Annotated in this window: 19 protein-coding genes; 14 read left to right on the forward strand and 5 right to left on the reverse strand. The window is 33.3% G+C overall.

All coding sequences use genetic code 11. From position 1 onward, the window contains the following. The first annotated feature begins 38 nt into the window (after positions 1–38). The 7 genes from HYN56_RS13015 (at position 39) to HYN56_RS13045 (ending at position 9,196) form a co-directional block, all read left to right on the forward strand. The gene (locus HYN56_RS13015; protein WP_109192572.1) at positions 39–1,418 is read left to right on the forward strand and encodes a sugar MFS transporter; all 1,380 of its coding nucleotides are present in this window, start codon (positions 39–41) and stop codon (positions 1,416–1,418) included. A 24-nt stretch (positions 1,419–1,442) separates the two neighbouring features. Next, entirely contained in the window at positions 1,443–3,371 is a 1,929-nt protein-coding gene (gene nagB / locus HYN56_RS13020; protein ID WP_109192573.1) for a glucosamine-6-phosphate deaminase, read from the forward strand. 298 nt (positions 3,372–3,669) lie between these two features. Further along, complete coding sequence (locus HYN56_RS13025; RefSeq protein ID WP_008462478.1) at positions 3,670–3,900, forward strand: DUF3820 family protein; 231 nt, start codon at positions 3,670–3,672, stop codon at positions 3,898–3,900. Positions 3,901–4,125: 225 nt separating this feature from the next. Further along, entirely contained in the window at positions 4,126–5,739 is a 1,614-nt protein-coding gene (locus tag HYN56_RS13030; RefSeq protein WP_109192574.1) for a CTP synthase, read from the forward strand. Between the two features lie 80 nt (positions 5,740–5,819). After that, entirely contained in the window at positions 5,820–7,733 is a 1,914-nt protein-coding gene (yidC, locus tag HYN56_RS13035) for a membrane protein insertase YidC (protein WP_109192575.1), read from the forward strand. Positions 7,734–7,822: 89 nt separating this feature from the next. After that, positions 7,823–8,548, forward strand: coding sequence for a toxin-antitoxin system YwqK family antitoxin (locus tag HYN56_RS13040; protein WP_109192576.1), 726 nt, complete (start codon positions 7,823–7,825; stop codon positions 8,546–8,548). Between the two features lie 90 nt (positions 8,549–8,638). Further along, the gene (locus HYN56_RS13045; RefSeq protein ID WP_109192577.1) at positions 8,639–9,196 is read left to right on the forward strand and encodes a DUF4956 domain-containing protein; all 558 of its coding nucleotides are present in this window, start codon (positions 8,639–8,641) and stop codon (positions 9,194–9,196) included. Here HYN56_RS13045 and HYN56_RS13050 read toward each other — a convergent pair. Continuing rightward, positions 9,193–11,070: a PEP/pyruvate-binding domain-containing protein gene (locus HYN56_RS13050; protein ID WP_109192578.1), complete on the reverse strand. Its 1,878-nt coding sequence runs from the start codon at positions 11,068–11,070 to the stop codon at positions 9,193–9,195. The genes HYN56_RS13045 and HYN56_RS13050 overlap by 4 nt on opposite strands. Before the next feature lie 142 nt (positions 11,071–11,212). Between HYN56_RS13050 and mnmA the strand changes: the two genes are divergently transcribed. The 4 genes from mnmA to HYN56_RS13070 are packed head-to-tail and all read left to right on the forward strand — an operon-like array spanning position 11,213 to position 15,439. Further along, positions 11,213–12,400 (forward strand): tRNA 2-thiouridine(34) synthase MnmA, encoded by a 1,188-nt coding sequence (mnmA, locus tag HYN56_RS13055; protein ID WP_109192579.1) that lies wholly within the window; start codon positions 11,213–11,215, stop codon positions 12,398–12,400. A gap of 40 nt (positions 12,401–12,440) precedes the next feature. After that, positions 12,441–14,057: a S8 family serine peptidase gene (locus tag HYN56_RS13060; protein ID WP_109192580.1), complete on the forward strand. Its 1,617-nt coding sequence runs from the start codon at positions 12,441–12,443 to the stop codon at positions 14,055–14,057. Positions 14,058–14,065: 8 nt separating this feature from the next. Beyond that, a complete protein-coding gene (locus HYN56_RS13065; protein WP_109192581.1) occupies positions 14,066–15,010 on the forward strand; it encodes an NAD(P)H-dependent flavin oxidoreductase in 945 nt (314 codons plus the stop codon). A gap of 18 nt (positions 15,011–15,028) precedes the next feature. Beyond that, positions 15,029–15,439 carry a hypothetical protein gene (locus HYN56_RS13070; protein WP_109192582.1) on the forward strand — a complete coding sequence of 137 codons (411 nt, stop codon included), beginning with the start codon at positions 15,029–15,031 and terminating at the stop codon, positions 15,437–15,439. 173 nt (positions 15,440–15,612) lie between these two features. On the opposite strand, the gene HYN56_RS13075 is transcribed toward HYN56_RS13070, so the two are convergent. Next, positions 15,613–16,053, reverse strand: a complete 441-nt coding sequence (locus tag HYN56_RS13075; RefSeq protein WP_109192583.1) for a DUF4268 domain-containing protein — start codon at positions 16,051–16,053, stop codon at positions 15,613–15,615. Between the two features lie 92 nt (positions 16,054–16,145). Here HYN56_RS13075 and HYN56_RS13080 point away from each other — a divergent pair, with 92 nt between their 5' ends. Both HYN56_RS13080 and HYN56_RS13085 read left to right on the forward strand, forming a co-directional pair. Next, a complete protein-coding gene (locus HYN56_RS13080; RefSeq protein WP_109192584.1) occupies positions 16,146–16,796 on the forward strand; it encodes an NUDIX hydrolase in 651 nt (216 codons plus the stop codon). Positions 16,797–16,922: 126 nt separating this feature from the next. After that, entirely contained in the window at positions 16,923–17,732 is an 810-nt protein-coding gene (locus HYN56_RS13085; RefSeq protein ID WP_109192585.1) for a lysophospholipid acyltransferase family protein, read from the forward strand. Positions 17,733–17,865: 133 nt separating this feature from the next. On the opposite strand, the gene HYN56_RS13090 is transcribed toward HYN56_RS13085, so the two are convergent. Genes HYN56_RS13090 through HYN56_RS13100 form a run of 3 tightly spaced genes read right to left on the reverse strand, consistent with a single transcriptional unit; the run spans position 17,866 to position 20,105 of the window. Next, the gene (locus HYN56_RS13090) at positions 17,866–18,498 is read right to left on the reverse strand and encodes a hypothetical protein (RefSeq protein ID WP_109192586.1); all 633 of its coding nucleotides are present in this window, start codon (positions 18,496–18,498) and stop codon (positions 17,866–17,868) included. An 8-nt stretch (positions 18,499–18,506) separates the two neighbouring features. Next, positions 18,507–19,001, reverse strand: coding sequence for an RNA polymerase sigma factor (locus HYN56_RS13095; protein ID WP_008462500.1), 495 nt, complete (start codon positions 18,999–19,001; stop codon positions 18,507–18,509). 42 nt (positions 19,002–19,043) lie between these two features. Next, complete coding sequence (locus tag HYN56_RS13100) at positions 19,044–20,105, reverse strand: DUF3810 domain-containing protein (protein WP_109192587.1); 1,062 nt, start codon at positions 20,103–20,105, stop codon at positions 19,044–19,046. Positions 20,106–20,189: 84 nt separating this feature from the next. Between HYN56_RS13100 and HYN56_RS13105 the strand changes: the two genes are divergently transcribed. Further along, a complete protein-coding gene (locus tag HYN56_RS13105) occupies positions 20,190–20,402 on the forward strand; it encodes a hypothetical protein (protein WP_109192588.1) in 213 nt (70 codons plus the stop codon). The last annotated feature ends 24 nt before the right edge of the window (positions 20,403–20,426 follow it).

Below are 20,426 nucleotides of genomic sequence, written 5' to 3' on the forward strand. Positions count from 1 at the left end.
TGAAAGAATTCAATCTATAACTAATCAACCCAAAAATTATGACAAACATTCAAAGTACAATACAGCTGGAAAGAAAGAACACCCTTGTTCCGATGGTGATTTTAACTTTATTGTTTTTTATTCTAGGATTTGTAACCTGGCTGAACGGACCGTTAATTCCGTTTTTTGAATTGGCTTGCGAATTAACCTCTTCTCAAGCGTATTTTGTGACTTTCGCATTCTATATTGCTTATTTTGTAATGGCAGTTCCTTCCTCTTATATTATTGAAAAAGTAGGATATAAGAACGGAATTTCTTTAGGATTATTAATAATTGCGGCTGGAGCTTTTATGTTTTATCCGGCAGCTTCAAGCCGAACATTTGTTTTCTTTTTACTGGCATTATTTGTAATGGGAACTGGTTTAGCAGTTTTGCAGACAGCCTCAAATCCTTATGTTGTGGTAATTGGACCAAGAGAAAGTGCCGCAGCAAGAATCAGTGTTTTAGGAATTGCAAATAAACTGGCCGGATTCGTTGCGCCAATTGTACTTACTGTTTTGGTTTTGTCTAATATGCAGGACTTTACAGCTGAAAAAATTGCTCTGATGGATGAAGCTGCTAAAACAAACGCTCTAAATTCTCTTGCATTGCAATTGCAAAGGCCGTATCTTTATATGGGATTGATTATTACGGTTTTAGCTGTGTTAGTAAAATTTTCTCCTTTACCGGAAATTGATTTGGATGAAGAAGGAAATGTTTCTAATCTGAGTATTTTCCAGCAAATCAAAAATGCATTCAGACATCCTCAGTTGGTATTAGGAGTAATTACTTTGATGCTCTATTTGTCTGCTGAAGTTTTAGCCGGAGATTCTATCGGAGGATTCGGGAAGCAACTTGGAGTGTATGGAGAAGAAGGAAATTTTTATCTTAAATTAACTTCGTTTACTATGTCGGCAATGGTTGTAGGTTATGTGCTAGGAATAGTGTTAATTCCCAAATATGTATCGCAAGTGACGGCATTAAAAGCTTCAGGGATTCTGGGGATAATATTGGTTTTGATCATTGTTTTGATTTCATCAAAAGTAACAATTGCATTCGCGGGAATTCAAAATATGCCAGTTGTAATTCTTCTGGTAGCACTTTTAGGATTAGCCAATGCACTGTGCTGGCCGGCAATCTGGCCAATGGCATTGCAGGATTTAGGCGGATATACAAAGATTGGTAGTGCCATTTTAATTATGGGGATTATCGGTGGGGCTGTTTTTCCATTGTTTTATGGAATGATTACCGAAAGCATCAATTCGTCAATTATTGCAAAAAATATGCAAAATGTTTCAAGAAGTGGTAATCAGATAGCTTATTTGATGTTATTACCCTCTTATATAATGATATTGTTTTATGCTGTAAAAGGGCATAAATACAGGAAATGGAAAAGTTGAACAAAAAATAAAAATTAATATATCATGTTAAAAAGTAAAATCGACAAAGCAACAGGTTTCGAAAAACGATTCGAAAACATAAATACGGTTGTTTTTGAAAACTCAACAGAAGCTTCAAAAGAAGTAGCGCAGGAAATTGCAGCTTTAATCAAAGAAAAACAAAAAGAAGGAAAACCTTGTATTTTAGGTTTGGCTACTGGTTCTTCTCCAAAAGGATTATATGCTGAGTTAGTGCGTTTGCACAAAGAAGAAGGTTTGAGTTTTAAAAACGTAATCAGTTTTAATTTGGATGAATACTATCCAATGGAACCAAACTCAATCAATAGTTATGTTCGTTTCATGAAAGAACTTTTGTTTGATCATGTCGATATTTTGCCTGAGAACGCCCACGTTCCGGACGGACTTTTAACAAAAGAACAAATTGCAGACTACTGTCACGAATATGAAGCTAAAATCGAAGCTTTAGGAGGAATCGATTTACAGATTCTTGGAATTGGAGGCAACGGACATATTGGTTTTAACGAATCTGGTTCACTTCAAAACTCTAAAACTCGTTTAGTGGCTTTAGATCATATTACAAGAGTTGCTGCAAGTAAAGATTTCTTTGGTTTGAATAATACACCAAGAACAGCTATTACACTTGGAGTTAAAAAAATCATGGAAGCAAAAAGAGTAATCTTATTGGCTTGGGGTGAAGGGAAAGCAAATATTGTAAAAAAATCTGTTGAAGATGAGGTTACAAACCGTGTTCCTGCTTCTTTCCTGCAAGAGCACAACAATGCAGTTTTTATTTTAGATAAAGAAGCTTCTTCAAAATTAACGAGAGTTAATAAACCTTGGTTGGTTGAGAAAATTGTTTGGACAGATAAATTGACTCGAAAAGCAGTTTTAGGATTGGCATTAGATCTTAAAAAGCCAATTTTAATGCTTACAGATGCAGATTATATCGAAAACGGTATGAGCGATTTGTTAGCAGATTCTGGTCCGGCTTACGATACTAATATTAAGATTTTTAATAAATTACAAAATACGATCACAGGTTGGCCAGGTGGAAAACCAAATTCAGACGATACGCATCGTCCTGAAAGAGCGGAACCGGCTAAAAAACGTGTGTTGCTTTTTAGTCCGCACCCTGATGATGATATTATCAGTATGGGAGGAACCTTTATGCGTTTGCAGGAGCAAGGGCACGAAGTACATGTTGCTTACCAGACTTCCGGAAATATTGCGGTTGCAGACGACGAGGCATTACGTTTTGCAAGATTCGTAATTGATTACAACGAGAAATTCGGAATCAAAAGCGAAGAAGCAGATAATATTTACAAAAAAGCCGAAGCATTTTTACAGAACAAAAAGAATAGTGAAATTGATATTCCAGAGGTTCGTTACATCAAAGGTTTAATTAGAAAAGGAGAAGCGAGAGCGACAAGTTATTTTGTTGGTCTTCCGGATTCTCAAATTCACTTTATGGAATTGCCTTTCTATGAAACAGGAACAATCGAGAAAAAACCAATTGGACCGGAAGATATTCAGTTGACAGTTGATTTAATCGAAAAAATTAAACCACACCAAATTTATGCAGCTGGAGATTTAGCAGATCCGCACGGAACACACAAAGTTTGTTTGGATGCTATTTTTGAAGCAGTAAAAGTTTTAAAACCAAAAGAATTCATGAACGACTGTTGGTTATGGTTATACCGTGGAGCTTGGCAGGAATGGGGAATTGACGAAGTTGAAATGGCGGTTCCAATGAGCCCTGATCAGGTTTTAGCAAAACGTCACGGAATCTTCAAACACCAGTCTCAAAAAGACGGAGTTGTTTTCCAGGGAACAGATGCAAGAGAGTTCTGGCAGAGAGCAGAAGACAGAAACCGTGAAACAGCAGAATTGTATCACCAATTAGGTTTGGCAACTTATGCTGCGATGGAAGCTTTCGTGAGATGGCATTACTAAAAAGTTGCTAAGGTTCTGAGATGCTAAGATTCTAAGTTTTTTTTTCTTGGTCTCTTGGAAATCAGTAATTAATCATAAATAATATTTTTGAAGCAGGAAGAGGGAATTATATAAGTTCTTTTTTCTTGCTTCTTTTTTTTTTGAGTTTCTAAGTTGTTGAGATACTGAGATGCTAAGTTTTTTTAATCTGTGTGAATCATTTTAATCTGTGGCAAAAGAAAAATAAGTAATAGCTTTGCATAGCGAAGCAAGTCCAGAAGTCTACTTTCTATATTCTAGCTTCTTTTCTCTTAAAAAAATGGATCAGGACAAAAAACAACTCATAAAATTAGCCCATACCAAAATGCCTTTCGGAAAATACGAAGGAAAATATTTAATTGATTTACCGGAATATTATGTGGTTTGGTATCATAATAAAGGTTTTCCAAAAGGAGAGTTGGGTCAGCAATTGCAATTAATTTACGAATTAAAATTGAATGGCTTAGAAGAACTGATTCGAAATATAAAGAAACAATATCCAAAGCCTTAAAATAATTAGATAATGGGAAAATTAGAAAATTAGAAAATGTTTTAGATAGATAATATTAAAATATTGTTTTAAAGTGAATTTAATTCAATGTTTTCTAATTATCACTTATCTATTTCTTAAATTTTCTAATTGATACATTTTCTAATTTTCTAATTAGCAAATTGTCTAATTAAATTTGTACTTTTGCCAAGTTTTTTACACAACTACTTACAAACAAACAACAGAATGAATCAAACAAAATATATTTTTGTTACAGGAGGTGTGACCTCTTCATTAGGAAAAGGGATTATCGCGGCATCTTTGGCAAAATTGTTACAAGGAAGAGGATACCGCACAACTATTCAGAAATTTGATCCATACATTAACGTAGATCCGGGGACACTAAACCCGTACGAGCACGGAGAATGTTATGTAACAGATGACGGGGCTGAAACTGACTTAGACTTAGGACACTACGAGCGTTTCTTAAATGTTCCTACTTCTCAGGCTAATAACGTTACTACAGGGAGAGTGTATCTTTCGGTTATTGAAAAAGAAAGAAGAGGAGAATTTTTGGGAAAAACAGTTCAGGTTGTTCCTCACATCACAAACGAAATCAAAGACAGAATGCAATTGCTGGGTAAATCCGGCGATTACGATATTGTTATTACTGAAATTGGTGGAACTGTTGGTGATATCGAATCTCTACCTTATATAGAATCTGTTCGTCAGTTGGTTTGGGAGTTAGGAGAAAATAACGGAATCGTTATTCATTTAACTTTAGTTCCTTATTTGGCTGCTGCTGGTGAGTTGAAAACAAAACCAACACAGCACTCTGTTAAAACTTTAATGGAAAGTGGTATTAAAGCAGATATTTTGGTTTGTAGAACGGAGCATGAATTGTCTCAGGAATTACGCCAGAAATTAGCTTTATTCTGTAATGTTAAAAAAGAAGCGGTTATTCAGTCAATCGATGCTTCTACTATATATGAAGTGCCAAATTTAATGCTTGAAGAAGGATTAGATGTTGTGGCTTTAAAGAAATTGGATTTACCTAAAAAAGCATCTCCGGATCTTAAAAACTGGAATACTTTCTTGAAAAGATTAAAAAGTCCAAAACAAACTGTAAACATTGGTTTGGTTGGAAAATATGTGGAAATGCAAGATTGTTACAAATCTATTTTAGAGGCGTTTATTCATGCAGGAGCTGCAAATGAAACTAAAGTAAACGTAATTTCAATTCACTCAGAGCATATTAATGCAGAGAATGTGGAAGAGAAATTAGGAACGCTTGACGGAGTTTTAGTTGCTCCGGGCTTTGGGGAAAGAGGTATTGAAGGAAAAATCGAAGCAGTTCGTTTTGTACGTGAAAACAACATTCCTTTCTTCGGAATTTGTTTAGGAATGCAGATGTCTGTTATCGAATATTCCAGAAATATTTTAGGTTATAAAGAAGCGAATTCTACAGAGATGAACGATAAAACGCCTCATCCTGTTGTGAATTTAATGGAAGAGCAGAAAAACGTAACCGATAAAGGTGGTACAATGCGTTTGGGTGCTTGGAAATGTGATATTAAGCCAGATACTTTAGCTTATAAAATTTACGGAGAAAAAACTATTTCGGAGCGTCACCGTCACCGTTATGAGTATAACAATAAATATGCAGATGAACTGCAAAAAGCAGGTTTAAAAGCTTCTGGAGTAAATCCTGATACAGGTTTAGTTGAGATCGTTGAGCTTGAAAACCACCCATTTTTTATTGGGGTACAATACCATCCGGAATACAAAAGTACAGTTGCAAATCCGCACCCTATTTTCGTAAACTTTGTGGCAGCTGCAGTAAATGCGCATAAAAAATAATAATTAATTCTAAGAAGATGTAACTTTTGAGTCTGACTCATAACTAATAACTTCAAACGAATAACTTTTTTAATTTAATAATGGAAGAAAAAAAATTAGACCTCAATTCGATCATTGGTTTTGTATTGATATTCGGAATTTTGATTTGGATTTTTTATCAAAATCAACCTTCTGAGAAAGAAATTGCTGCTGAAAAAGCCAAGAAAGAATTAGTTGCTAAACAAGAAGCACAAGCAAAAGCTGAAAAGGCTAAAACTGCATCATTACCTGCTGTAGATGTAACTCCCGGAGATACATTGCAGCTGGCTCAATTGCAAAAAACTTTAGGAGGATTTGCTTATTCTGCAACGCTTCCTTCTGCAAAAGAAACTTTTACTACAATCGAAAACGAAAAGCTTAAGCTTAAAATCGCTAATAAAGGTGGTTATATTGTTGAAGCGACTTTGAAAGAATTTGAAAAGTTTAAAAAAGGTTCCGGACAGTTAGTTGAGTTAATTAAAAACAACAACTCAAACTTAAATTTACAACTTCTTACTACAGATAACAGAACGCTTAATTCTAAGGATTTGTATTTTGAACCAACATTAGAAAAAATTGGTGCAGACCAGGTTTTGTCTATGCGTTTAAAAGCAGGTGCAAATGAATTTTTAGAGTATAAATATATTTTGAGGCCAAATGATTATTTAGTTGGTTTTGATATTCGTTCTCAAGGTTTGAACAGAGTTTTGAATTCGGCTAAGCCAGTTGATTTGCAATGGGATTTAAAAACATACAGAAACGAGAAAAGTGTTTCTTATGAGAATCGTTTTGCTCAACTTGATTTTAAATACGAAGAATCAAAATACAATAATGTAAGTTCACATGGGCAGGGAAAAGAAGAAACTCCTGCTAAAGTTAGCTTTGTGGCTTTTAAACAGCATTTCTTTGCTACAATTTTGTCTACAGAAAAACCGTTTGAGACTTCAAAATTACAGTCCGATGATTTAGTTAAAGATGAAAAAATCGATACTGTTTTTACAAAACAGTTTAGAGCAAATTTACCTTTAGCGTTTACAAATGGTGAGATCGATTACAAAATGAATTTGTATATGGGTCCTGTTGACTATAAAACATTAAAAGCTTACGATAAAAACTTTGATAAAATCATTCCATTAGGATGGGGGATTTTTGGGTGGATTAACAAATTCATCTTTATTCCATTATTCGGATTCTTAAGTTCAACTATTGGATTGTCTTTAGGAATTGCGATTATCATTTTTACGATTATCATCAAATTGGCAATGTCGCCAATTACCTATAAATCATTCTTGTCTCAGGCTAAAATGAAAGTTTTAAGACCTGATATTGCAGAGTTGGGAGAGAAATTCAAAAAGGACCCAATGAAGAAACAACAGGAAACTATGAAACTGTACAACAAAGCAGGAGTAAACCCAATGGCAGGATGTATCCCGGCATTGATTCAGCTTCCTTTTATGTATGCTTCATTCCAGTTTTTCCCTGCAGCGTTTGAATTGAGACAAAAAAGTTTCTTATGGGCAGACGATTTATCCTCTTTTGACTCTGTTGTAAAACTACCATTTAACATTCCATTGTATGGAGATCATATCAGTTTGTTTCCAATTTTGGCAGCAATCGCGATTTTCTTCTACATGAAAATGACTTCAGGAGATCAGCAAATGGCGGCTCCTCAACAAGAAGGTATGCCGGATATGGCAAAAATGATGAAAATCATGATTTATGTTTCACCATTAATGATGTTAATTTTCTTCAATAGCTACGGTGCGGGATTGAGTTTGTATAACTTTATTTCAAACTTAATTACTATCGGAATTATGTTTGTAATTAAAAACTACATTGTTGACAGCGAAAAAATTCACGCTCAGATTCAGGAAAATAAACTGAAAGAGCCTAAGAAACCAAGTAAGTTCCAACAACGTCTCCAGGAAGTGATGGAACAACAGGAAGCTGCAAAAGCTCAAAATAAAAAGAAATAATTCTAAATAAAAAAATCTCGATTTATCGGGATTTTTTTTTGCCAGTATAATTTATAATTCAGATTTTCGTTAAGCTTAAAAAATATATTATGATCTCTAAAAAAATCATTCTTGGATTACTGTTTTTAAATGCATTGATTTCAAACGCACAAACCGAAGTTAATAAAGTCGATGCAGCCGGAAAAAAAGACGGACTTTGGAAAGGTACTTATGCCGAATCGAAACGACCTCGATATGAAGGAACTTTTAATCACGGAAAAGAAACAGGTCTTTTTAAGTTTTTTGATGATACTAAAAAAGGAGATGTAATTGCTACAAGAGATTTTAGTGCTAATGATGGCAGTTCTTATACTATTTTTTATGACCAAAATAAAAATAAGGTAAGCGAAGGAAAAGAAGTTGGAAAAGCAAGAGAAGGGGAATGGAAATATTATCATAAGGCTTCTAAGGCTTTAATGTCTGTAGAAAATTATAAGAATGGTAAACTGGAAGGGATAAAAACAGTTTATTATCCTAATGAAAAACTGGCAGAAGAGATGATGTATAGAAATGGTTTAAAAGAAGGAGTTTATAAAAAGATGGGGCAGGATGGAACTCTTCTGGAAGAATCTACCTTTAAAAATAATGAATATAACGGCGATGCTGTTTTTTATGATTCGGATGCTTCTGTTGCTTCGAAAGGTAAATTTATAAATGGCAAAAAAGCAGGAATCTGGCAGTTTTATCAGAAAGGCAAGCTGATAAAAGAAGTGAACATGAGCGATCCTAAAAACACTAACAAAGCTTCTGAAAAAGGACCTGTACCTAAAAAATAATAAGAGATACAGCTCTGATTTTCATCGATTAAAAAACAAAAAGGTAAAGAATAAATTGTTTACATTTGAGTAGCCAATTTATTCTGATCTATGGATTTAAACGAACTTTTAGGACGATTTCTACTGCTGTTTTTTTCGATTTTGGTTTTGTATTTTTTCTCCAACAGAAAGGATAATGCAACCATAAATCCGTTAATGGTTATTGTTGGGCTCTGTACTTTTTCGCTTTGTTATCTTTTTACAAAAATTGAAATAGGAGTCGGAATTGGGTTTGGCTTATTTGCTATTTTTTCGATACTTCGTTTTAGAACACAATCGTTTACTGTAAATGCTATAATCTTTCTTTTTGCGACGATTACGTTATCGATTTTAGATATCATGTATCCGTTTGAAAAGATTGAATTGCTGCTGTTTTTTCAAATAATCATTATTGGTTTTTATATTTTGGCTTCGATTATTGTCAACAAAAAAGCTTCAAAATATCTTAATTCAGTTGATGTGAAAATTCCGCTTGACGAGAACTTTTCTTTAAATCAGGAATTCATTCGAAAAACAATTCAGCAGAAAATTAAAATTGAAGAATTTGATTTTAAAATTGTCTTAATTAATACAACAGCAAACGAAATAGATTTGTTGGTTTTCTATTAATCGTTAAAAGGGCGAACTTGCTTAATATACAAATCTCTTTTCTCGCCCACGATTTTAAATTCGATGTCAACAGGATGAAATTGGTTTTTACGCCAGTAACGATACATTTTTTCTTCGATTTTTCTACTCACGTTAAAAATGTTGCTCATTTCTTTTCTGCTCAATAAAGGCTCATTATTATTCAAATTAGAATTTGAAGTGTAATCAATATCAAAATCAGTATCATCCTTTCCGTCGTTAAAATGATAAGCCACAAATTGCTCGCAGATTTCGCCTTTTTCCGGTTTTACAACAGAGTTTTCTCCTTTTTGAACATTGACAGTGATTCCCGGAAAATTTTGTCTAAAAAGGTTTTTAGTAATAATAACACCATTAGCCAATTCATCAGGAAAAGAACGATGTACCAAAACCCCCATGGCAATATTTTGCTGATCGATACCAAAAAGTTCTCTTTCGTTGTACGAAGCTTCATTCCAGACACTTGCCCAAACTTGTTTGATTGCTTTTTCAAAAGTTTTGATAGAATCTCCTAAAATCCCTGTTTTAGAATCGTATAATCCGGCTCCGTTAAAATCATCCAAATCTTCAGCATTGGTTGAAGATCGGAATCTAAAGTTTTTAAATTTAGCTTCTTTAAAAGCTAAATTCAATTTTGAAATTAATTCAGGATTAACAGGTTCTTTTTTAATGGCTTCCCTGATTTTTTTTAGTTGATTATTAATCCAAATTGTAGAATCTTTTTTCGGAAAAGCTAAAAGTTCAGCTATTAAAGGGGAAATTGATTTTTTCTGAATGTGTTGTGTATAAAAATAAAACGGAATAGCATGTGCATTTTCGGGAACTTTAAACGGAATCTCTTTTGAAATCGCAATTAAGTATGCCATATTTTGTGCTTTAGAGCCAATATAATTGACTCCTTTTTTTGGAATTTGAGATAAATCAACCAATTCAGTTATAGTGTTGTCAATGATTAGTTTTTTCTTTTTTCCAATCGTTTTTGTTGTGATTTTTTTGGTTGTCTCTTTAATGTAAAAAGTATCGACGGCAATTTTTAGTTCTACTTTTTTAGAAAGTAATCTCTTGATATTGTTGTCTTTTTCAATATCGGTATAAGCCATAATCGGAATCTTTCTGTTTTTTCCTAAAAGAACCAAATGACTTAAAGGTGTCTGAAGTTCATTAACAATAATACCCCTTACATTCGGAAGAATATCCGGTGTTCCGTTCAAAATAATGATTTCATCGGGATTCGGTTTTGTAGTTTCTAATTCTTTGAGATTGTATTTTTTAAGGATTCCTATATTAGTTCCCCTAACCACTTCCTGATATTTAATTTCTCCGAATATATAATCTGATTTTACGCACGGAATTTTAAATTTCTGCTGCTGAAACCATTCCATCATCTCAGGATTGTTCAGGTAGAATTTTAATTTTCCTCCAATAAAAGTAGAATTTTTGACCAGGTTAAAGAAACGTTCAATCATTATAATGGGCATATGATCGGAAGCTGCGAGTTCGAAGATCCATTTATCCGTTCCTTTAATATGGTTTAGATTTCCGAGAAGAAAATCTCTGTCTTTTTCATTGTTGCTGTAATTTCGATTATTAAAAATTTCTAAATCCGGAGTGTAGCCTAAATAATTAACAGCAAAATCATAGTGCAGTAAAATTAAACTACTGTTGAAATAATACATTTTTTGTTTTCGAAGGACATAAATCACTTTTACTGATTCAATATTCGAGAATTTATCAGACAGAGGTTTACCTTTAAATGCTTTGTAAGCCTCATAATCAGGTAAAGAAGACACAAATCGTTGTGCATTTAATGTTGTCAGGATAAACAAGAAAAATAAGCTGTAAATGTATTTTTTCATGCTTTTAGAATTGATAATTAAATGTAATCAAAAAAGTGATAAGTTTTATCTACTGCGGGATTGCTTAAAGTAATGCAAACCTTTGTGAATTTTTCTTTTATTTGGCGTACCTTTGCGACCTTAAAAAATCAAACATTTCAAAATGAAACGAGTAGTTGTTGGACTTTCCGGTGGAGTAGATTCTAGTGTTGCGGCTTATTTATTGCAGCAACAGGGATACGAAGTAATTGGCCTTTTTATGAAAAACTGGCACGATGATTCGGTTACTATTTCTAATGAATGTCCTTGGCTGGAAGACAGTAACGATGCTTTGCTTGTTGCTGAAAAACTGGGAATACCGTTTCAAACTGTTGATTTGAGTGAAGAATACAAAGAAAAAATCGTGGACTATATGTTTAACGAATACGAAAAAGGAAGAACTCCAAATCCTGACGTGCTTTGTAACCGCGAAATCAAATTTGATGTGTTTATGAAAATCGCTTTGAGTCTTGGTGCGGATTATGTTGCAACGGGACATTACTGTCAAAAAAGCGAAATTGAAGTAGACGGAAAAACGGTTTATCAATTGATTGCCGGAAACGACGTTAATAAAGATCAGTCTTATTTCTTATGTCAGTTGTCGCAAGAACAATTATCAAAAGCCTTGTTTCCGATCGGAGCTTTAACAAAACCTGAAGTACGTGAAATCGCTGCTGAAATGGAATTGGTTACAGCCGAAAAGAAAGATTCACAAGGATTGTGTTTTATAGGTAAAGTTCGTCTTCCCGAGTTCTTACAGCAAAAATTGCAGCCTAAAGAAGGTAAAATTGTTCAGGTGGACAAAAACGATCCGATTTATGCTGTTGAAAAAACTACAGATCTTTCTTTGGAAGAAGGATTAAAATTAGAATCTCAAAAATTAGAATATATTCCAACTATGGGAAAAGTAGTTGGTAAACATCAGGGTGCGCATTATTTTACAGTGGGGCAAAGAAAAGGTCTGAATGTAGGAGGAACAACAGATCCTTTATTTGTAATTGCAACAGATGTTGAAACTAATACAATCTACACAGGTTTATCAAGTCAGCACCCGGGATTATTCAAAAAAGCGCTTTTTGTTGGAGAATCTGAAGTACACTGGATCAGAGAAGATTTGATATTAAAAGCAGGTGAAAAAATGGAAGTAATGGCTAGAATTCGTTACCGTCAGCCTTTGCAAAAAGCAGTTTTACATCAGTTTGAAGACGGAATGTATGTAGAATTTGAAGAACCGCAATCTGCCATTACAGAAGGACAATTTGTTGCCTGGTATTTAGGAAATGAATTAGTTGGTTCGGGAGTAATTTCTTAGCTTTATACTTTATTTGGAAGAGATTCCATAAAAGTATACTATGAGATATAACTTTACTTTACTTTTCATACTTCTTTCATTTACGGTATTTGGACAAGAAGAAGCTTGGGTTTATTTTAATGCTAAACCTAATGCGCAATTGTTCTTTAATAATCCACTTACGGAACTTTCTCAGAAAGCTTTAGATCGAAGAACTAATCAAAATATAGCTTTGGATGTTACCGATGCACCTTTGGAAATTTCATACGTTGACCAAATTAAAGCAAGCACGGGAATAACCGTTATGGCACAATCTAAATGGCTGAATGCGCTTCATATTAGAGGTTCGCAGGCGAATATTAATGCTTTAAAAACTTTATCTTTTGTACAAAAAGTAGAATTTGCAGACAGAACTTTAAACACTGCAAACACTACAGGAAAAAAAGTTTCTGAAACTGCAATTAGTCAGACGAAAAAACAATCGCAAACTACTATTGATTATGCTTATGGTAATTCTGCCAATCAAATCCAAATGTTGAATGGGCAGGTTTTGCATCAGCAGAATTATACCGGAGAAGGAAAAATTATTGCTGTTTTAGATGCGGGATTTCCAGGTGTGAATACGGCTCAGCCCTTTGAAAATCTTAGAAATAACAATAAAATTCTGGGAGGTTACGATTATACTACCCGAAATGCTAATTTTTATACCGGAGGCGATCATGGAACGAAGGTGCTTTCTACAATGGGAGGATACAAAGATAATGCCTTGATAGGAACGGCTCCCAATGCTTCTTATTATCTTTTTATTACAGAAATTGATACTCAGGAGAATCCTCTTGAAGAATCGCTTTGGGTAGAAGCAGCGGAGAAAGCAGATGCTTTGGGTGTTGATATTATCACGACTTCGCTGGGGTATTTTCTTTATCGTGATGAAGTTAGGTACAATCATACTTACAGCGATATGAACGGAATTACTACTTTTGTTTCGCGTGGTGCTGAAGTAGCTTTTAGTAAAGGAATTTTGGTTTTAGCTTCAGCAGGAAATGAAGGTACCGAAGTCGAGAAACATATTGGTTCTCCTGCTGATGCTGTTTCTGTTTTAGCAATTGGTTCTGTTACTGCATCTAAGGTCAAAGCGGCATCTAGCTCAATTGGTCCAAGTTACGATCACAGAATAAAGCCGGAAGTTATGGCGCAGGGAGCTTCGGCAGTGGTTTCAGATCCGAATGGAACTATTGGTGTTGCGAGCGGAACTTCTTTTTCGTGTCCAATTATGGCTGGAATGGCAGCATGTTTATGGCAGGCATTTCCAACAAAAACAAACAAAGAAATCAGACAAATGATTTTAGCTTCTGCTGATCGATATTCTAATCCGGATAATAATTACGGTTACGGAATCCCAAATTTTGGAGCGACCTTAAGTGTAGACGATTTTATCGCAGAAACTGCTTTTTCGGTTTATCCAAATCCGGTAAAAAATACAGTTACTTTTTCTTTTTTAAATGAAAGTAATACGGCTTCTGTAATAATTTATTCGGTATTAGGTCAGAAATTAATGGAAGAAAAAATAAATAATTCGAATCCCGTTCTTTCTTTACAGACTTTACAAAGCGGTCTTTACTTTTATAGTTTTGATGCCGAAAAACTGCATAAAACAGGAAAGATAATCAAGCAATAATTTTCTTAATGAATAAAATCACGCAACTTTTTAATATAAAATATCCAATCATTCAAGGCGGAATGATTTGGAACAGCGGTTATAAATTAGCTTCAGCGGTAAGTAATGCTGGGGGTTTAGGGCTTATTGGTGCAGGTTCGATGTATCCGGAAGTTTTGAGAGAGCACATTCAAAAATGTAAAAAAGCGACCGACAAACCTTTCGGAGTCAATATTCCAATGTTGTATCCTAATATTCAGGAAATCATGGATATCGTGGTTGAAGAAGGCGTAAAAATTGTTTTTACTTCAGCAGGAAATCCTAAAACCTGGACTTCATTTTTAAAAGAAAAAGGAATAACAGTTGTACATGTGGTAAGTAGTAGTGTTTTTGCTTTAAAAGCACAAGAAGCGGGTGTAGATGCCGTTGTAGCGGAAGGTTTTGAAGCCGGAGGTCATAACGGACGTGAAGAAACCACCACGATAACTTTAATTCCAATGGTGAAAGAAAAGATTAAAATTCCATTAATAGCCGCAGGAGGAATTGCAACTGGAAGAGGAATGCTGGCTGCAATGGTTTTGGGAGCCGATGGCGTTCAGGTCGGAAGTCGATTTGCAGCTTCTTTAGAATCTTCGGCACACAATAATTTTAAAGAAACAATAGTTAATACTCAGGAAGGAGGCACTCAATTGACATTGAAAGAATTAGCTCCTGTTCGATTGGTGAAAAATAAGTTTTATAATGATGTTCAGGCTTTATATGAAAAATGTCCGTCTAAAGAAGATTTGATTCAGCTTTTGGGAAGAGCGAGAGCCAAAAAAGGAATGTTCGAGGGAGATTTGGAAGAAGGAGAATTGGAAATTGGACAAATTGCCGGGCTTATTCATGAAATTTTACCAGTAGAAGAAATTGTTCAACAAATGATGTCAGATTTTAAAGCAGCTTGCGAAGAAAAGGCTACATTTGAGTTTTAATTACTGCAAGAAATATTTATGAATTCTATACGCACTTTTATTTTATTACTTTTTATAGGTTTTGGTCTTCAAAAGGTTCAAAGTCAGTCTTACCATTTTAAAACTTCCGGTTTTAGTGTCTTGCAGAAAAATGAAAGAGGGAAATGGGGCGAATGGTCTAACCTTGAATTAGTAAATCTTTCAGTTGTTTTAGATACAGACAAACATAGAATTGTAGTGTATTCGCAGGAAATTCAGCTTTTTAATATTTTGGATTATATCGAACGTGAAGAAAATGATACCGATATTGTGTATTCCTTTATGTGTAAGGATAATGATGGAAGAGAATGTAAGCTCTCCATTATTACACGCAAAAAACAAGACTTTCGGAAACAGCTTTACATAAACTATGACAACCATATCATAGTTTATAATATTATTACGGTTTAGAATTAAGTCTCTAAGAGACTAAGCTTCTGAGATCTTAAGTTTTTTTAGCTAATGGATGTGTTTTAGGCTTAAAAATAATAAACCCGACTGGTTTTAAAAACAGTCGGGTTTACTGTATTAGTATAGGTGAAACTTAGAATCTTAGCATCTCAGAATCTTAGTTATCTTAGAATCTATAAAGAGTCTATATCCTTAATAAACTCATCATATTCTAAGTAAAACATTTCAAGAGCATGCATGTTTTCGTTAAAAAAATCAAAAATAATATCCCAGGTGTTTTTGTTACTGAAACCAACACCTGTTTTTTCGACCCAAATTCTACTGATGGTTTTGCCACTTTCTAAAGTGTAATTTTTTTCGAAAACCAGATCTTTAATGAATTCTTCTTCCAGAATACTTTTTAGAGCTTCCAGTTTTTCAAAATAAGCAGTTCTTTTTTCGTCGCTTCGGTGTTCAATATCGATTAAAACCTGTGCTTTTTTATTGTCCACATAAAATTTAAAAGAAAAGTCTTTTATTTTCGTATCATAAAGAACCCATTTTCTTGGATATTTTTCTGCAAAAGCTACCCAAAATTCTCGTTTAATTCTTTGTGATTCTTCTCTGCTGTACATTTTTTAAGGCTTTAATTTTAGAAAACTTGCGGTACTGCGTTTTCTGGAGTATATTTATGTTTTATTTGAAAGTACAAAAATAAGGTTTGATTATGAATTTTCAAGATTTTTTGAAATATGTTCCCAATATAATTCCAGTAAAACTGCCAGCAGTAGAATCACACTTGAAAATGGCACCGAAAGAACGTATTGAAGGTTTAAAAAATCTTGATATAAATGCATTGAATCCCAGAATGGCAGGAGTAATGATGTTGTTTTATCCCAAACAGGAAAAAACACATCTGATTTTGATTGTTCGAAATACATACGAAGGAGTTCATTCAGCACAAATTGCTTTTCCGGGAGGGAAGTTTGAAAAAGACGATTTCAATTTTGAAAATACCGCTCTGAGAGAGACTCATGAAGAAGTTGGAATTGAAAGGGAAAAAATAGAAGTCATTAAAAGTTTTTCAGCCATGTATATTCCGCCAAGTAATTTTCTGGTGCATCCTTTTTTAGGAATTGCGAAAGAAGAACTTTCATTTTATCCTGATATAAGAGAAGTTGCGGGGATTATTGAACTGCCTTTATCTGTTTTTTTGAATGATGAAATTATTATCGAAGCCAGATTATCAACTTCTTATGGTGCTAATATTTTAGTTCCGGCATTTAATATTCAAAATCATGTGGTCTGGGGAGCAACGGCAATGATTTTGAGCGAATTGAGAGATGTCCTGAAAATGACATTTGAAAAAGGCATATGAAAATGTTTATTTAACAATTTGATATTCATTTGGATAACTTTATTTCCTTGAAAATGTTTAAAACTATTGCTAAAAGAATAATTTTTGTATGTTTGCGACCTAACAAAAAATAAGATACAATTAGTTATGGGATTGTTTAAACGAAATCCTTTTGGGCATATATTATTCATCAAGAAATGGTTAATCCGAATCTTGGGCGCTATGACGCATAGAAGATATAGAGGTTTTAATGAATTACAGATTGAAGGATCTGAAATCATTAAATCGCTTCCAGATACTAATGTATTATTCATTTCAAATCACCAGACCTATTTTGCAGACGTTGTGGCGATGTTTCATGTCTTTAACGCAAGTTTAAGCGGACGTCAGGATACCATTAAAAACATTGGCTATTTATGGCAGCCTAAAATGAATATTTATTATGTTGCTGCAAAAGAAACGATGCAGGCTGGTTTATTGCCTAGAATTCTGGCATACGTTGGAGCCATTACCGTTGAACGAACATGGCGTGCAAAAGGAGTGGATGTTACAGAAAAAAGAGAAGTAAATCCAAACGATACTGAAAATATTAAAATCGCTCTTGCAGACGGTTGGGTTATCACTTTTCCGCAGGGAACTACAAAGTCATTTAAACCAGTTCGTAAAGGTACAGCTCATATCATCAAACAGCATAAACCAATCGTTATACCAATTGTAATTGATGGTTTTCGCAGATCTTTTGATAAAAAAGGATTGCGTTTAAAAAAGAAAAACATACTTCAATCCTTTATTATAAAAGAACCTCTTCAAATTGATTATGAAAATGATACAATTGATGAAATTGTAGAAAAAGTTGAATACGCAATCGAACAACATCCGTCATTTTTAAAAGTAATTCCGGCTGAAGAAATAAAAGCTCAGGAAGAACTGAACAAAATGAGACAATGGGATTACTAGAAATTTTAGATTTCTGATTTTAGATATTAGATTTTTTTCAAAATTGTCAGGCTGAGCTAAGCCTCGTTTGCAAGGGGTGTGTATCCGGCTAAAAAAAAAACTTAGAATCTAAGCAACTTAGAACCTTAGTATCTTAGAAATCTATCTTCTTCAACTCTTTATAATTTGCGTACAATCTTCTCAAAAGTGTTCCGTAAAGTACTCTGTAAAAGCACCAGAACAATCCAAAGAAGCCTAAAATTACAAGGAATAAAATACCAATTGTAACAAACATAGCTTTTCCGTTCATGGCTAATTTGTCTCTGAGAAATTCCATATCCGGATTGTAAACAAAGGCGACAAAGAAACTTAAAATAGCCGTAATAACAATCATTCCTAAATTATACCAAACATAATACTGAACTGTTTTTCGGGTCTTTAAAATAGCACTCATTAAAGATTTTGTAGCAATTGTGGTCGAAATAGTTCTGTAGTTTTTATAGAAGATATAAACGAAAATTAAAACTACAATATAATTAAAGTAGGTAAGAAACTCTAAAGCCGTAACAATTTCAGGATGATTTATTTTGCGTAAAACATCATCTGTGTTTATAAATATATTAGAAAAAGTCCAAAACGAAATTTCCAAAATACTGATAATCAAAATCCATTTTACAATAGAAGATGACTTTCTGTGAATCATCTTGTAGATTTCATTTTCAGAAATTTGTTGAAAAGAACCTGAGTTCTTTTGCCAGTCTTTTTTTAGTAAATCCAGTTCTTTCATAATAATTTTTAAGGATTTAGTATTTTTTTAAGTTTCCCTTTAATTCTGTTCATTTTCACGCGCGCATTCACTTCGCTGATTCCTAAGGTTTCAGCTATTTCCTGATAATCTTTGTCTTCTAAATACATAAAAACTAATGCTTTCTCGATGTCGTTGAGTTGGTAAACTGCTTTATACATCAATTTTATTTGTTCCTCTTCTTCGTAATTGTAATCAACATCTTTTACAAAATGTTGATGGTTTTCATAATCTACGGTAGAAATAGTTCTTTTGGTTTTGCGGTATAAGGTAATTGCGGTATTTAAAGCCACACGATAAGTCCAGGTAGAAAATTTACTGTCCCCTCTAAATTTTGGATAAGCTTTCCAAAGTTGGATCGTAATTTCCTGAAATAAATCTTTATGAGCATCTTCGCCAGCAGTATATAATCTACAAATCTTGTGGATTATATTCTGATTTGCCTGCAATTGCGCAACAAATGACTGTTCTAGATTTTCGCTCATATTTGTATTAGTAGTTATGAAATCATTTTTGTTACAGTTGTATCAAAGTTTTCTCGTTTTATAATAATTAATCATTAAATCTATAAACTTGCTGTAACTTTCCATCCCGTCTTTCTGATTGTTTGATTTTAAGAAATTATCATAAACGAAATGAAAACCTTCATCGATAAAAGTGTCGTATTTTTTCCAGAAATCTTGACTTTCCTGATAATTTTTTAAGATTCCGGGATGTATTTGTTTTTTGAATTTGTCAAAAACTTTTTCGTTTTTAAATTTCCAGATTCCTAAGCAATAACGTAAAGCAAAACTATATCCGGAATATTGATAATATAAATTTTCGTTCTTTACAGAAGCTAAAACACCAATAAAATTGCATTCATTTTCGCTTGCGTAGCCAATTTGATGTGCCATTTCATGTGAGGTAGTAACAGGGAAATTATACATTGGAAGTAAATAGTTTATCTGTGCTTCATTTGTAAACGGATTTAAATAACCTCCAAATCCCATATAAGTTAAAGGCACGCTGAATAGGGACTTTTTTACGCTTAAAGGTTCATATTTGAAATAGGGATATTCGTTTGCCAAATTATCATAACCATTCAAAATCATATCAAAAGATTCTTTTTGAGTATATGGAAAGACAATTTTTTCATTTTTGTTTTTTGTAATTGCAAACTGAATTTCATTTGTTTTTGCAATTAATCTTTTTGTAAAAACATATAAATCGGCATCAGAATATTCTCGTTTGATTTCCATTTTTTCAAAAAGTGGCTTTCTATAATAATTGAAAGCCCAAAGTAGATGAAAGAAAAAGTAAAAAACTGAAATTTTGCTCAGGATTTTTAGAATATGATCTTTCCAGTCTGTTTTCCATGTTTTTCTAATTTTCCAAAACCATCCAATTATACTTAAAATTAGTAAGGCATAAATGCAATCGCCAACTGAAAAAGGGATTTTGCCTATAGCTACTCTTGAGAAATGCGAAATTCTTAGAAAAAGATTGTTGCTGTAAAAACCTTCGACATAATCCGGAAAATATCTCAGGATTCGTAAAAAGATAATCTGAACTAAAAGGAATAGGGGAAGAATATATTTTGATTTCACAATTTTGGTTTTGTATAAAAATAATAATTAAAAAATGGGTTGATATTATTTTTTGTAAATTTGTTATTCAATAATAAGGAAAAAATGACACAAATTACTTTAAATATTCCAGATAATGAATTGTCTTTCTTTATGCAGTTAATTGAGAAATTTAATTACGAAACTGTTATTAATGAATTTTCTGTAACTGAAGAAATGAAAAATTTATTAGATGAAAGAAGATCAACTTCAGAAGTGGGCAATTTTCTTCCTTGGGATGAAGCAAAAAAACAATTACGATTTAAATGTGAAAAATGATTTTTAATCTTGTAATTGAACCAA

The organism is Flavobacterium crocinum, from assembly GCF_003122385.1.
GTDB lineage: Bacteria > Bacteroidota > Bacteroidia > Flavobacteriales > Flavobacteriaceae > Flavobacterium > Flavobacterium crocinum.

Excerpts from the sequence above, each read along its gene's own strand:
- HYN56_RS13015 (WP_109192572.1), top strand. The coding sequence starts at position 39 with ATGACAAACATTCAAAGTACAATACAGCTGGAAAGAAAGAACACCCTT.
- nagB (WP_109192573.1), top strand. The coding sequence starts at position 1,443 with ATGTTAAAAAGTAAAATCGACAAAGCAACAGGTTTCGAAAAACGATTC.
- HYN56_RS13025 (WP_008462478.1), top strand. The coding sequence starts at position 3,670 with ATGGATCAGGACAAAAAACAACTCATAAAATTAGCCCATACCAAAATG.
- HYN56_RS13030 (WP_109192574.1), top strand. The coding sequence starts at position 4,126 with ATGAATCAAACAAAATATATTTTTGTTACAGGAGGTGTGACCTCTTCA.
- yidC (WP_109192575.1), top strand. The coding sequence starts at position 5,820 with ATGGAAGAAAAAAAATTAGACCTCAATTCGATCATTGGTTTTGTATTG.
- HYN56_RS13040 (WP_109192576.1), top strand. The coding sequence starts at position 7,823 with ATGATCTCTAAAAAAATCATTCTTGGATTACTGTTTTTAAATGCATTG.
- HYN56_RS13045 (WP_109192577.1), top strand. The coding sequence starts at position 8,639 with ATGGATTTAAACGAACTTTTAGGACGATTTCTACTGCTGTTTTTTTCG.
- HYN56_RS13050 (WP_109192578.1), bottom strand. The coding sequence starts at position 11,070 with ATGAAAAAATACATTTACAGCTTATTTTTCTTGTTTATCCTGACAACA.
- mnmA (WP_109192579.1), top strand. The coding sequence starts at position 11,213 with ATGAAACGAGTAGTTGTTGGACTTTCCGGTGGAGTAGATTCTAGTGTT.
- HYN56_RS13060 (WP_109192580.1), top strand. The coding sequence starts at position 12,441 with ATGAGATATAACTTTACTTTACTTTTCATACTTCTTTCATTTACGGTA.
- HYN56_RS13065 (WP_109192581.1), top strand. The coding sequence starts at position 14,066 with ATGAATAAAATCACGCAACTTTTTAATATAAAATATCCAATCATTCAA.
- HYN56_RS13070 (WP_109192582.1), top strand. The coding sequence starts at position 15,029 with ATGAATTCTATACGCACTTTTATTTTATTACTTTTTATAGGTTTTGGT.
- HYN56_RS13075 (WP_109192583.1), bottom strand. The coding sequence starts at position 16,053 with ATGTACAGCAGAGAAGAATCACAAAGAATTAAACGAGAATTTTGGGTA.
- HYN56_RS13080 (WP_109192584.1), top strand. The coding sequence starts at position 16,146 with ATGAATTTTCAAGATTTTTTGAAATATGTTCCCAATATAATTCCAGTA.
- HYN56_RS13085 (WP_109192585.1), top strand. The coding sequence starts at position 16,923 with ATGGGATTGTTTAAACGAAATCCTTTTGGGCATATATTATTCATCAAG.
- HYN56_RS13090 (WP_109192586.1), bottom strand. The coding sequence starts at position 18,498 with ATGAAAGAACTGGATTTACTAAAAAAAGACTGGCAAAAGAACTCAGGT.
- HYN56_RS13095 (WP_008462500.1), bottom strand. The coding sequence starts at position 19,001 with ATGAGCGAAAATCTAGAACAGTCATTTGTTGCGCAATTGCAGGCAAAT.
- HYN56_RS13105 (WP_109192588.1), top strand. The coding sequence starts at position 20,190 with ATGACACAAATTACTTTAAATATTCCAGATAATGAATTGTCTTTCTTT.